The following is an 11654-nucleotide window of genomic DNA, read 5'->3' as shown; positions in this document are numbered from 1 at the left end:
TTCGCGGGCGAGCCGACGTCGACGCGGTGTCCGGTCTGATCCCCATGGTCGCCAGCGTAGTCCCGGCAGCGCAGACAACGCCTCAGACGGCGACCTCCGCGAATGCGCCCCGATACCGCGCGGCCGGGTGGGTGTCAGGGAGACGGTCGCGCCCAGTCAGTTTGCGGCGAGTGGTGCCGGGTGAATACTCGCCCTGGGCGAGGCCGCGCCGACGGAGGACTGGAAGGACGTGGTCGGCGAACTCGACATAGCTGCCGGGGATCGTCGCGTTGATGACGTTGATGCCGCCCACTCCGGCGTCGCGCCACTCGGCGAGCCGGTCGGCGATCTGCTCGGGAGTGCCGACGATGCGTCCGCTCCGGCTTCGCAACTCTGCCAGGTCGCGGACGGTGGGCTCGCGGTCGGGGACTGCTTCCCTTAGCCAGATCAGCGTGCTCTGTGTGCCCTCGGTGGTGATGTCTCCGACGGGCGTGTCCAGATCGTAGAAGCCAAGATCGGTACCGAGGCCACCGGCCGAGTGGGCGATGATCGTGTTCGGGTCGATCAACTCGTCCAACTCCCGCGCTTTGCGGTCCGCCTCTGCTTCCGTGCTGCCGACGACGAACGAGAGGCCTTGGAAGAAGGTGATGTCGTCGCGGTCGCGTCCGGCGGCCCCGGTGAGCCGTCGTGTGTCGTCGATCAACGCACGCGCCGCGTCGGGGGTCGGGGACTGGATGAACTGTGCCTCCGCGTTGCGGGCCGCGAAGCGTCGTCCCGTCGGCGAGGAGCCGGCTTGAAACAGGACCGGTGTCCGCTGAGGCGACGGAGCCACCAGGTGCGGACCTTCGACGCGGTACCGCTGGCCGTCGTGGTGAATCTTGTGGATTCGATCGAAGTCGGCGTGAATACCGCTCGCCTTGTCCTGTACGAGTGCGTCCTCGTCCCACGACCCCTCCCACAGTTTGTAGACGACGTCGACGTACTCCTCCGCCCACGCGTATCGGTCGTCATGCGCGGTGATCCCGTCGTACCCGAAGTTGCGCCACGCATTCGACGACAGACTTGTGACGATGTTCCAAGCGACCCGGCCCTTCGACGCGTGGTCGAGTGTCGACACCTTGCGTGCGAAGTCGAACGGATGCTCTTGCAGGATCGAGCTCGTGATCGCGATGCCGAGGTCGTTGGTGTGCGATGCCAGGGCGGACGCTATGACGAGAGGGTCGTTGCTCGGGATCTGTAACCCGGTGTCCACGAATTTGCGCCAGTCGCCCCGATAGTCGTCATAGAGGCCGACGACGTCGGCGAAGAAGATGAAGTCGAAACGTGCCTCCTCGAGACGTTTCGCTAGATCGATCCAGTGTTCCAGGGAGTTGAAGTCGGTCTGACGGGCGGTGGGATCGCGCCATGCGCCATGCAGGATGTGGGAGGTCGTGTTCATCACGAAGGCGGAGAAACGCAGCGGTTCAGGCATGGCGGCGACGTTACGACCACCGAGTCCGCGAACAACGTGTTGCGATCACCGTGACGTCAAATGCGCGCTTTCATCGCGTCGAGGCGACGTTGCGTGCACGGCGACGCTAACCGGTGACCTGGTGCATCGGGAGTCTCTACGGTTGGCCGACCGCCCGCCCCCGAGGAGTGAATGCTGTGTCCCGTCATGTCCACTGGCCGCCGACCCGAGTCGTCACGACCGTTGCCGTCGGTCTCGCGGTCTGCCTGTTGTCGTCCGCGTGCAGTGGCCCCGAGTCGGGCGACGGCCGGTCGCGCGGCGTCGCACCCGCCGACGGCGACTACGTGTCCGGTGGTGTCATCGAATACGGACACGAGCAGGAGCCGCCGTGCATCCACGGCGGGTGGGTGCAGAATGCGTACTTGGCACGCCAGTACCTCGACAATCTGGTATCGCTGGCCGACGACGGATCGGTCGTCCCGTGGCTGGCGACGAGTTGGGACGTCTCTGGGGACCGCCGCGACTATACGTTCCACTTGAAGCCGGGTGTTGAGTTCACCGACGGTACGCCACTCGATGCGGCCGCCGTCAAGACGAATTTCGACCGTTACCTCGATTCGGAGGAGCCGAATGGGACGGTGGTCGCCTACATCGGTGAGTACTACGAATCCGGTGAGGTACTCGACGATCACACGTATCGCATGCATCTGAAGTCTCCCTACGAGCCGCTGTTGACCGTGCTGACGCAGGGCTACTTCGGCATACAGTCGCCGACGGCGCTCGCCCGCGGAGCTGAGGCCAACTGTGCGCAGCCAGTCGGTTCAGGTCCGTTCATCATCGAACGCTGGGACCGCAACCGCAGCATCACATTCGTACGGAACCCGCACTACGACTCGGCTCCGGCGAACGCCAGGCACCAGGGGCCTGCGTACGTCGACAAGGTGATCTGGAAGTTCCTCAAAGACCCGGTACTCCGGTACGGCTCGCTGACGAGTGGTTCCTCGGACGTCGTCTACAACGTTCCGGCGATCAACTGGGCGGATGCGACGAGGAAGTTTCAGACAGATCAGTATGTGACGGCGGGTCGTCCGAATGCGCTGACACTCAACGTCTCCCACGCTCCGTTTGATGACGAACGAGTTCGGCGGGCATTAGCTTTCGCGACCGACCCGCGCAGGGCCGTCGAGACCGCCTACCTCGGTGTGGTGCCCTATAACGCGAACGGTGCGCTGAGCCAGAGCACTCCTGATCACGATCCCGAATCGGGCGACTATCCGCACGATACGGCGCGAGCGTCGGCGTTCCTGGACCAGGCGGGTTGGACGGGACGTGACGCAGACGGTGTCCGCACCAAGCGCGGGCAGCGGCTCACCGCTCGTGTCGTGTACCCGGCGGGATCGGTCATCGGGGCGGAGGGTGCGTCAGTCCTGCAGACTGTCGCCGCCCAGGCGAAGGACGTCGGTTTCGACCTGACCCTCGATCCGGCCACCCAGAGCGCCTACTTCGGCGGGCAATACAACGAACCGGATACGTACGAGGCTTACGCCGGATACTGGACCAGCCCGACGCCCGGGCTGCTCTACATAAACTGGCGCCAGCGGCTTCCAGACAGTCCGAACCCGAACAACACCGCCTTCTACAACGACCCGCACCTGCAGGGCGTCATCGAGGCGGCGAACGAATCGGTCGACGCGACGCGCCGCCGCGAGCTGTACCGGCAGGCACAGCGGATCATCTCCGACCGTGCACTGACAATCGGCCTGTACACGCAGACCACATCCATCGCAGCATCCCCCGAGCTCCACGACGTGTGGATCGAGAAGTCTCAAGGCGAACCGGTGTTCGCCGATGCGAGGTTCGTCCGATGATCTTTGCCGAGAACTTTGCCGAGGCCATCGGCGAGACCATCGCCGACTCGGGACACGGCCCATCACCGACTTCTGCATCCACCGAATCTGGCGACACCGGGTATTCGTCCCATCGTCCGCGAGGCGTGCTCCGCTGGCTCGCGAAAGCGGCATCGGCGATCATCGTGCTGTTCGTGGCCGCATCGATCACCTTCCTGCTGCAGACCTTCGCGCCAGGAGACCGGGCAACTCTGCTCCTGAACCTCGCCGAGGGCACCGCGAAAGAACGGACCCCGGAGGAACTCGCGCCGGTGAACGCCGCGCACGGATTCGACGATTCGGTGTGGAAGCAGTATCTGCGCTACATCGGCGGTATAGCTCGCGGAGACTTGGGGACCTCCTACCAACTCCAGGAGCCGGTCACGTCGGTCATCACCGAACAAGTGGCGCCGACCCTCATCCTCACCGTTTCCGCGCTCGTCGTCGCATGGTTGTTCGTACTTGTTCTGACCACGCTGACGGCGGGACGACGTGGCGTGTGGGGTGCCATCGGGTCATTGATCGAGACGGTGAGCGCCGGATTGCCGCAGTACTGGGTCGGCTCTATCCTGCTCGTGGTCTTCGCCATCGGGGCCGGGTGGTTCCCGGTCGAGAGCGGGTCGGGCCTACCCGGACTTATCCTTCCCGTCTTGACCTTGGCAATACCACTCGCCGGGTTTCTCGGGCAGACAACGAGGGCCGAGTTCGAGCGCGCAATCGACCAGCCGTTCGTCTTGACCGCACGGAGCCGTGGCCTCAGCGATGTCGCAGTGCGGGCACGACATGTCCTGCGTCATTCCATCCTGCCTGCGGTCACGGTGTCCGGGTGGGCGTTGGGAGCACTGCTCTCCGGTGCGGTGATCGCCGAGACCGTGTTCGCTCGCGCCGGAATCGGTCAGACGCTCGTATCGGCGGCGTCCGCTCGGGATGTTCCACTCGTGAGCGGAATCGTCATCTTCGTGGCAGTCGTCTACATCGTCGCCAACTTGGTGGTGGACGCGCTGTACACACTCATCGACCCACGGATCGAGGTTCCATGACCGACACCGTTTCCCTGCCGGAGGCCCTTCGAACGCGGAATCCACTTCCCGCGGTCGAGCGCCGCAGTCTTCGCATACCGCCTGGTCTCGCCGCCGCCCTCGTCGTCATCGTCCTTCTGCTCGTCGCGATCATCGCGCCGACACTGCTCGCACCGCAGGACCCGCTCGCGATCGACTTGGACGAGGTCCTGGCCCCGCCGAGCCTCGCTCACCCGTTCGGCACCGACCTCAACGGGCGCGATCTGTTCAGTCGAGTCGTCGCCGGGACCCGGCAGTCCCTCGGAATCGGGTTCGGCGCGGTCACGGTCGCGGCGCTCATCGCCGTGTCCCTGGGGATCGTCGCAGGCCTGTCCAGCCGGGTCGCGGGCATGCTGGCCAACCGGTGGATAGAGGTCCTGTTCGCCTTCCCGACGATCCTCCTCGGGTTGCTGCTGGTGTCAGTCTTCGGCCCAGGGGCGACGACGCTGATCTTCGCGGTCGGCATCGGGATCGCGCCCGGTTACGCGCGCATAGTCCGAGGCCAGGTCCTCGCCGTCCGGACTGCACCGTACGTCGAGGCGGCCACGGCGCTTGGACACTCGAGAACTCGAATCCTGTTGCAGCACATCGCGCCGAACTCGCTGCGTCCGCTGATCGTCACGGTGACCCTCGGCGTCGGTCAATCGATCATCTGGGCGTCTGGCCTCGCCTATCTTGGGCTCGGCGTACCGCCGCCCGCTGCGGAATGGGGAGCGCTTCTCGACTCGGGCCGCACGTATATCACGGTCGCCTGGTGGCTGGAGATCCTCCCGGGACTCGTCATCGTGATCGTCGCCCTCGCTTTCACCACCGTGGGGCGTCACCTCGGCGCCCGAATGGAAGGAACTCGCCGATGAGTATCGATGTCAATCCCAGGGCCGCCGCCCAATCGGTACCCGATGCCCGACCTCTCGCCGAGGTCTCCGATCTGCATGTGTCGTTCAACGGCACCGAAGTCGTCAAAGGAGTGTCGTTCACCGTCGAGCCAGGACGGTGCCTCGCGATCGTCGGAGAGTCGGGATCGGGCAAATCGGTGACGGCGCGCACACTCGTCGGACTGGCGGGAAACGCCGCTGAGATCACCGCAGGCAGAGTCGAGTTCGACGGGCGATCACTCTTGGGACTGGGAGACCGCCAGTGGCGCAGCCTGCGTGGCCGCGAGATCGGTTTCGTTCTCCAAGATGCGCTCGTGTCTCTCGACCCGCTGCGCCCGGTGGGTCGCGAGATCGGTGAGTCGTTGGACACGCACAGACGGCGACGGCTCGGTCGATCCGCGCGGGCCGACCGGGCGGGAGAGGTCGTCGGCCTGCTCGACCTTGTCGGCGTCCCCGAACCCGATGTGCGGGCGCGACAACGTCCGCACGAACTGTCCGGAGGTCTCCGGCAGCGCGCGCTCATCGCATCAGGCCTCGCGAACGACCCTCGCCTTCTGATCGCTGACGAACCGACGACCGCTCTCGACGCCACTGTGCAATCGCAGATCCTGGACGTGCTCGGCGACGCCAAGCAGCGCGGCAACGGTCTGATTCTCATCTCGCACGACCTCGCGGTCGTCGGTCGACTCGCCGACACCGTCGCCGTGATGCGTGCCGGGGAGATCGTCGAGTACGGGCCCGCTCGGCAGATACTGACCGCGCCGACGCACGAGTACACCGAGGGGCTGCTGTCGTCGGTCCCGTCACGTGCGTCCAAAGGCACGCTGCTCACAACCGGGGCCCGGCTGCCCGAGAGGAGTCTCGACAACGTCGCACCTCCTGCTGTCCGCGTGCGCGACCTGCGAAAGTCATTCTCGGGCAAGAACGCCACGAGCAAGGCGGCGGTGCGGGGAGTGAGTTTCGACCTGCGGCCGGGCCAGACTCTCGGCATCGTCGGCGAATCGGGATCGGGCAAGACGACGACCGCCCGCATGGTCCTCGGATTGACCGAACCGGACTCAGGGACTGTGGAACTCGGCGGCCGTCCGTGGAGCGCGTCGACCGCCGCCGAGCGACGGTCTCGTCGGAGGGATATATCGGTCATCTACCAGGATCCGTTGAGTTCATTCGATCCGCGGTGGACGGTCGAGCACATCGTCGCCGATGCATTGCGCGGTACCGGTGTACGCGGCGCGGCTCTCGACGAACGGATCGGACGGCTGCTCGATCACGTAGGGTTGTCCGACGGCTTCCGCACTCGACACCCGCTGCGGCTGTCGGGCGGGCAACGGCAACGCGTCGCGATCGCGCGGGCGCTGGCGCCGAATCCGTCGGTGATCGTCTGTGACGAACCGGTCTCAGCTCTCGACGTCTCGATCCAGGCGCGCATCCTCGATCTTCTGGCGACCTTGCAGGCCGAGAGCGGCCTCGCCCTTCTGTTCATCTCTCACGACCTCGGCGTCATCCACCACATCAGTGACGACATCCTGGTGATGCGTGACGGCGAAGTCGTCGAGCACGGGCGCGCGGATGACGTGTTCGAGCGTCCCCGCCACGCATATACGAGGGAGTTGTTGGCCGCCGTACCTCGGATCGATCAGAAGTAGCCGTTGGCCGGGAGCGGCCGTCCGGTGAGGACGTCCGCCCCGACCGCCTGCGCTTTGAGCCTCGCTGGATTATGCAGGGTGATGGTCCGGATGTTCCGCCAGTGGCGGTCGAGGTCCTTGGCGCGGCTCGACGCAGATGCGCCGCCGACCTCGAACAGTACGGTTGCGGCGCGCGTACCGAGGTCGTCGAGTACGACTTTCGTCTTCGACACCGCCACGGCGGCCTCGTGAGCAAGTCGTGCGTCCGGCACACCGTGCACCGCGGAGTCGGCGGCCGCATCGAGCGTCTCGGCCGCGACGAGAACGGTGGCCTCGGCGACGAAGGCAAAAGACGCGAGTTCGCCGACCACCTGCTGCAGAGTCGGATCGTCGACGGGATCGGGGGAGTTCGCGTGCGAGAAGGTGCGCGTGCGTGAAGTGACGAGGGCCTTGGCGTCGGACACCACAGTGCGCAGAATGCCCGCGACGATGGCGTGCAGATACAACTGGACGAACGCACCGTGCGTCGAAGGCGGGCGATGGTCGCTGTCGGCGCGCCGCACGATCTCGTCCGGGCGCACGAGTACGTCGGTGAACAGTGTCGTCCCCGACCCGGTGCGCCGCTGTCCGAAACCGTCCCAGTCGTCGAGGATCTGTACCCCCGCCCGATCGGTGGGCACAACCACCGCAGTCGGGGTCGCGCCATCGGCCGCCCAGACGCAGACGAAATCGGCGAACAGCGTTCCGGTCGTGTAGAACTTCTCCCCGTTGAGACGGTAGCTGTCGCCATCCTGGGTGAGGGTCGTAGAGAAGTCCTGACTTCCCGCGGGACGTCCTCCTCGCTCACTCGTCGCGTTGCCGAAGACGTTCCCGTCGGCAACGAGGCGTAGGAGACGGTCGGCAGTCGGCCCGCTCTCGGACAGGAAGTCCTCGGTCAACCAGAAATGTGTCCGGTAGATGTGGGCGACAGTCGGGTCGGCTTCGGCGACATCGATGATCGCCGCGAACAACTCGCGCAGACTCGATCCGGCGCCGCCCCGTTCGACGGGCAGACGGAGCCGTCCGAACCCCGCGGCGGCCACGGCGCGGACTTGCTCGAACGGGTTGACGTCTGCGATCTCACGGTCGACCGCGCCACGCGCCAGGTCGGCGAGAATCTCGGAGAAGGCTGTCGGGGCGACGCTGTCGACGCTGGTCACGAGGGATCTCCTTATCGGTCGGGTCGAGACGGTTTAACCGCAGCCCGACCGTACGATCTCCATGTGGAGCCGTGAAGGCATTGAGGCGACGTGGGTTAAACGGGTACCACTGGACGGCGGCGTCCGCCTGCGGCGTGGAGGCGCCGGTACTCATGAGCCAGCGTGCTGAGCCATTGTTCTTCGCAGTTCCGGTCCGCGAGGACGAGGCCGCTCCGATCCATCCGTTCCGCCACAGTCGAGACGGTGACAGAGTCCGCCGTGTCGAGGGCGTACTGCACTTGCTGTGCCACTCGGGCGGCGCTCCCGTTCGCTTCCCGCATGTCGGTCGTCTCGTCGGGGAAACGGTGCGACAGGGCGAGGAGCCCGTCTCGGATGTCGACCATTCGGCGATAGACGAGGTAGTTGACATCTCGAATGCCCGTGCCCGGGGTGTGTGTCGTCGACACGAACGGTCGCAGGTCGAGCCATAGAGGCTCGAGCCGCCGGTAGAGGCGACGCGCGCGCCACTTGGTGCGGACACGGACTATTTCGGGGACCACCATCGGCATCGTCAGACCGATCATCATCAACACGGTTCCGGTCCCGGTCATCATCGGACTGGCGACCGGCCACGAGTGGAGGAGATCCAACCCGACCCGATCTCCTGCGATGGACACCGCGCGGTGCACCGTGAACGAGAGATAGCAGCAGGCTCCGGTCGCGGTCGTCGCCATGGCGACCCGGAAGACGGTAAGTCTCGTCAGGCGCGCGAACCGGATGCAGCACAGCGCGACCGCGATGAGTGCGGCGGCAACCATCAGGTGGTACACGAGCATCAGAGCGGCGGCCGCTCCACTGTCGCCCGCGTGCTCGTCCGAGAATCCGCGAGCCGTCTCGGGCACCGAGAGAACCGACCACAGTGTGACGCTGATCGCGAGCGCCGCGAGGACGATCAGTCGGCAGTAGCGGATCACCGTCCTCGCCCGCTCGGGTCGAAGGCTCCAATGCGCGACCGCCGTCAGGATCAGTGCACTCCATACGATCATCGTCGAGTTGATCAACAGTCGCGCCAGGTTCGTCGTCGACGAGAAGTGGTTGACCGCGTGGTACACGTGCGGCGCGCCGGCGAGGGAGGCGATGCCGCGTGCGATGAAGGCCGCCAGAATCGCGGTGATCGCTGGATCTCGGGGGCGGTCCCGTTGCCAGGAGAGGCAGTACAGAGAACTCAACCAGCATGCCGCGGCGGGTAGAAGGAATCCGGTCGTAACGTCTGCGTGCACGTCGGTCTATCCCTCCAGCAGCCCGAACGAACGCATCACCTGGAGAAGCTTGTGGTCAGGCGTCGCGTCGGCCCGCGTCGGTCGGGCCGGCTCCGATATGAACATCCCCAGTAGCGACGCCATCAGCTCGGCTTCCTCCTCGTCGGCGTCGGAGGAGTGAGAGTCGATGGCCGCCGACCGCCCCAGCGCGTTGGTCGACTCGTCCCGTCCGATCTGGCCTCGGTGGCCGCACAGTTGGTGGCTGAGTTCATGCAATGCGATGTGATCGCGATGGAATTGCGAGGTCTCCGATTCGTAGACGATGTAGTCGACGGTGTCGGTGCGGACCAGTAGACCGTGCATGTGGCGGTGTCCCAACCGCATCGGCGACATGACGATCTGCCTTCCGATGTGCGCGCTCACCTTCTCGCAGATCTCGTCCACACTCGAGCACCGCCACAACCCGGCGTCGGTCAACGTTCGCCGGCACGCCTGATACAGGTCTCCGTCGGGTAGGTGGTAGTTGGTGGTTCTCGTGCGTCGTCGAAGTCGCCGCACGTCACTGCTCGGGATGCTGCCGGGATGGGGAGTTCAAGGCGTCGCTGACCTCGGGAAGCCCCTGGAGACGTCGGACGTGATCGAGGACCGCGGCGACGGTGAGCAGGCTCTCGTTGTCGAGGCCGACGGCGCGGGTCGCGATCGAACGCACGCCGAGGTCGTCCATCTGGTCGGCATTCAAGATGTGCCCGGCGTCCTCGACATCCATCAGATCGGTGACCGGCACGCCGAAATGGCGTGCCAGAGCAACCTGCAGTTCCATGGACGGTCGGGACCGCTTCCCTGTGCGTAGTGCGGACAGGTACGCGCCGCTGACCCGGAGTTCGGGGTCGTCGGCCTTCAGTGCAGCGGCCAACTGCTCATTGGTCATCGTCCCGTCTCTCGCGGTCTTTCGGCGAATCAGTAGATTCAACTGTTCGGCGAATCCCTTCTTTGCTTGCGGAGAGCCACCCTCGATCATGGTTGTCAGTATGCTCCTCGTTTGGTGTGTCAGCAATAGGAAACCTTGTGAAAACACGGCGTTCACCTGCAGTTTCTGTGCTTCGGGTCACGTTGACGCTCTCCTCCGGATGCAGATAGCGTCAGAGTCGAATTCAACTGATAGTTGAATTCGTCACGCAGACGTCGCCGGACACCTCAGCCGGCTCGGGCCGCCCGACCGAATTCGTGTGGGCGGCGAACTGAACTCGATTCGGACGGATAACAGCCTGATGCTCGTTTCAATTCCAGCCATGATGATGCGCGGTGGGACCTCGCGCGGGATGTACTTTGTGAAGTCGGAACTGGCCAGTCCCGGTGTGGAACTCGACAGGGTCCTGCCCGCACTGATGGGCTCGCCCGGGCCGGGCCAGATAGACGGACTCGGCGGCGGGTCGACGACGACCAGCAAAGTCGCGGTCGTCAGTCGGTCCGCCGATCCGAACGTCGACGTCGACTATCTGTTCGCCCAGGTGGACCCGCTGTCCGGGCGGGTCGACTGGCGGCCCACGTGTGGAAACGTGCTGGCCGGTGTCGCGCCGTTCGCCATCGAACGCGGGATGGTCGTCGCCGGTCCGGAACGGACACGCGTCCGGGTGCGTCTGGTCAATACCAACGCTCACGCGGTGTGCACGGTGCCCACCCCGGGCGGCTCGATTCGGTACGACTTCGACGAATCCGCTGTCACGGCCATCCATCCATCCGTGCCCGTGCGAGTCGAGTTCCGGGGCTTCATCGGCGGTTCCACCGGGGCGTTGCTTCCGACCGGCAACGCATGCGACACCGTCGACGGAGTCGAGTTCAGCGCGGTCGACGCGGGAGTGTGCGCGGTGATCGTGCGCGCAGCCGACGTCGGACTGCAAGGCGACGAGCCCCAGGCCGAGATCAATGCGAACCCGATTCTGCTGCAGCGTATTGCCAATATTCGCGCGAAAGCAGCCGAACTGATGGGGATGGGCGATGTCTGCGACTCCGTTCTCCCGAAGGTGATGGTGACCTCGGTCGGTTCTACGGACCATGCGGACATTACTTCCCGCTACTTCGTCCCCGCCACCTGTCATCCGGCGCACGCGGTGTCCGGAGGGGTGTGCCTGGCGACGGCCGCACGAACCCCGGGCACAGTGGTCGCGTCCCAGATCGGCGATTGTCGGAACGAGTCCGGTGACTTCACTGTTGCGCATCCGTCCGGCAAGCTGTGTCTCAAAGTCGCCGGAGCCGGCACGGAGACCAGCGTGACGATCGATCGGACGGCGCGGAAGCTGTTCGACGGGCAGGTGTTCGCTTCCTTGCACGAGGTGGCGTGTTGAGA

10 protein-coding genes are annotated in these 11654 nt (G+C 65.4%); 5 read left to right on the top strand and 5 right to left on the bottom strand.

The window, feature by feature from the left end:
* Nucleotides 1-82: 82 nt before the first annotated feature.
* Nucleotides 83-1450, bottom strand: coding sequence for an LLM class flavin-dependent oxidoreductase (locus ACTIMF_RS04245; RefSeq protein ID WP_442349030.1), 1368 nt, complete (start codon nt 1448-1450; stop codon nt 83-85).
* A gap of 176 nt (nt 1451-1626) precedes the next feature.
* Here ACTIMF_RS04245 and ACTIMF_RS04240 point away from each other — a divergent pair, with 176 nt between their 5' ends.
* From ACTIMF_RS04240 to ACTIMF_RS04225, 4 genes are read left to right on the top strand one after another with little or no spacing between them, the layout of a single operon-like run.
* Nucleotides 1627-3297: an ABC transporter substrate-binding protein gene (locus ACTIMF_RS04240; protein ID WP_442349029.1), complete on the top strand. Its 1671-nt coding sequence runs from the start codon at nt 1627-1629 to the stop codon at nt 3295-3297.
* Nucleotides 3294-4355 (top strand): ABC transporter permease, encoded by a 1062-nt coding sequence (locus tag ACTIMF_RS04235; protein WP_442349028.1) that lies wholly within the window; start codon nt 3294-3296, stop codon nt 4353-4355. Before ACTIMF_RS04240 ends, ACTIMF_RS04235 begins: the two co-directional genes overlap by 4 nt.
* Nucleotides 4352-5230, top strand: a complete 879-nt coding sequence (locus ACTIMF_RS04230) for an ABC transporter permease (protein ID WP_442349027.1) — start codon at nt 4352-4354, stop codon at nt 5228-5230. The genes ACTIMF_RS04235 and ACTIMF_RS04230 overlap by 4 nt, the downstream gene beginning before the upstream one ends.
* Nucleotides 5227-6894, top strand: coding sequence for a dipeptide ABC transporter ATP-binding protein (locus ACTIMF_RS04225; protein ID WP_442349026.1), 1668 nt, complete (start codon nt 5227-5229; stop codon nt 6892-6894). Before ACTIMF_RS04230 ends, ACTIMF_RS04225 begins: the two co-directional genes overlap by 4 nt.
* Here the strand turns inward: ACTIMF_RS04225 and ACTIMF_RS04220 are convergent.
* The 4 genes from ACTIMF_RS04220 to ACTIMF_RS04205 all read right to left on the bottom strand — a co-directional run bounded on the left by ACTIMF_RS04220 (nt 6885) and on the right by ACTIMF_RS04205 (nt 10238).
* Nucleotides 6885-8072: an acyl-CoA dehydrogenase family protein gene (locus tag ACTIMF_RS04220; RefSeq protein WP_442349025.1), complete on the bottom strand. Its 1188-nt coding sequence runs from the start codon at nt 8070-8072 to the stop codon at nt 6885-6887. The genes ACTIMF_RS04225 and ACTIMF_RS04220 overlap by 10 nt on opposite strands.
* 95 nt (nt 8073-8167) lie before the next feature.
* Nucleotides 8168-9331, bottom strand: coding sequence for an MAB_1171c family putative transporter (locus ACTIMF_RS04215; protein ID WP_442349024.1), 1164 nt, complete (start codon nt 9329-9331; stop codon nt 8168-8170).
* A gap of 6 nt (nt 9332-9337) precedes the next feature.
* Nucleotides 9338-9754, bottom strand: a complete 417-nt coding sequence (locus ACTIMF_RS04210; protein WP_442349023.1) for a hypothetical protein — start codon at nt 9752-9754, stop codon at nt 9338-9340.
* A 115-nt stretch (nt 9755-9869) separates the two neighbouring features.
* A complete protein-coding gene (locus ACTIMF_RS04205) occupies nt 9870-10238 on the bottom strand; it encodes a helix-turn-helix transcriptional regulator (protein WP_442349022.1) in 369 nt (122 codons plus the stop codon).
* Nucleotides 10239-10578: 340 nt separating this feature from the next.
* Here ACTIMF_RS04205 and ACTIMF_RS04200 point away from each other — a divergent pair, with 340 nt between their 5' ends.
* Nucleotides 10579-11652, top strand: coding sequence for a PrpF domain-containing protein (locus ACTIMF_RS04200; RefSeq protein ID WP_442349021.1), 1074 nt, complete (start codon nt 10579-10581; stop codon nt 11650-11652).
* Nucleotides 11653-11654: the final 2 nt, after the last annotated feature.

It is taken from the genome of Gordonia sp. (in: high G+C Gram-positive bacteria) (assembly GCF_052106715.1).
Taxonomy (GTDB): Bacteria; Actinomycetota; Actinomycetes; order Mycobacteriales; family Mycobacteriaceae; genus Gordonia.
Note: the sequence above shows the minus strand (reverse complement) of the source record. Positions and strands in the feature narration are given on the sequence as shown.